We start from the raw sequence: 1,178 nt of genomic DNA, 5'->3' as shown, positions 1-1,178 counted from the left end.
TACAGATCTTGAAAGGTCAGGTTTGTCTACTGTGGGGCGGCGTGTCGGCGTGATCTTCGCGGGTCGGCGGCGTAGGCCGGGGGTATGAGGTATCCCGACGGAGGTGGTCTGTCCGACCGGGGGCGGGCGAAGCGTGAGGCGGTGCGACGGCAAGCAGCCGGGTGGTTCGCGCAGGCCGTGCCGGTTGCCGAGGTGGCCCGGCGGCTGCGGGTGTCGCAGACCGCGGTGTACGGCTGGCGGAAGCGGTGGCGTGCCGAGGGTGAGGCCGGGTTGGCGTCCAAGGGGCCGGGTGGTTCCCGCTGCCGCCTGGACGCCGGCCGGCTGCGGCGCCTGGCCGATGCCCTGGATGAAGGGCCGGCCGCGCACGGGTTCGGCGAGGACCAGCGGTGGACCCTCGCCCGGGTGTCGGACCTGATCGCTCGGATGTTCCGCACCCGGTACACGCTGCGCGGCACCTCGTATCTGCTACACCGCATCGGCTGGTCGGTGCAGGTCCCGTCGCACCGGCCCGTCGAGCGTGACGAGGAGGCCGTCGCGACGTGGCGGCGGGAGGTGTGGCCGGCGGGAAAACGGTAGCGGCGCAGCGCGACGCGTGGATCTGCTTCGAGGACGAAGCCGGTCAGACGCTGCGCCCACCGAAGGCCCGCACCTGGGGTCGACGCGGCGAAACGCCGGTGATCCCGGTGTCGGGTAAGGGGTCCGGCCGGGTCTCGATCGCGGGGCTGGTCTGCGTGAAGCCGGGCCGACGCAGCCGGCTGATCTACCGCACCATCACCCACCGCGGCCGCAAGAACGAACGACGCAGCTTCGCCGAGACCGACTACATCGCCCTGCTCGACGCCGCGCACCAGCAGCTCGGCGGTCCGATCGTGCTGGTCTGGGACAACCTCAACACCCACATCAGCGCCGCGATGCGGCAGATGATCAACGGCCGGGACTGGCTACACGTGATCCGACTGCCGGCCTACGCCCCCGACCTCAACCCCACCGAGCAGGTGTGGTCACACCTCAAACGCAGCATCGGCAACCTCGCCGTCCGCGGCGTCGATCATCTCCAAGCGATCATCAAGAACCGACTCAAGCGCGTCCAGTACCGGGCCGACCTGCTCGACAACTTCCTCGCCCACACCAGCCTGACCCTCGAACCCGACTCACCCTAGCCATTCAAGATCTGTAGC

The 1,178-nt window shown here is 69.6% G+C and carries 2 protein-coding genes; both read left to right on the top strand.

The genetic code is table 11. The features are described 5' to 3' along the window. Positions 1–141: 141 nt before the first annotated feature. Positions 142–576 (top strand): winged helix-turn-helix domain-containing protein, encoded by a 435-nt coding sequence (locus tag ACFYPD_RS34090; RefSeq protein WP_387122926.1) that lies wholly within the window; start codon positions 142–144, stop codon positions 574–576. Next, on the top strand, positions 540–1,160 hold the full coding sequence (locus tag ACFYPD_RS34085) for an IS630 family transposase (RefSeq protein WP_387122923.1): 621 nt from the start codon (positions 540–542) through the stop codon (positions 1,158–1,160). Before ACFYPD_RS34090 ends, ACFYPD_RS34085 begins: the two co-directional genes overlap by 37 nt. Positions 1,161–1,178: the final 18 nt, after the last annotated feature.

The sequence above is a fragment of the Micromonospora sp. NPDC005299 genome (assembly GCF_042872345.1).
Lineage (GTDB): Bacteria > Actinomycetota > Actinomycetes > Mycobacteriales > Micromonosporaceae > Micromonospora.
This window is presented reverse-complemented; position numbering and strand designations above follow the sequence as displayed.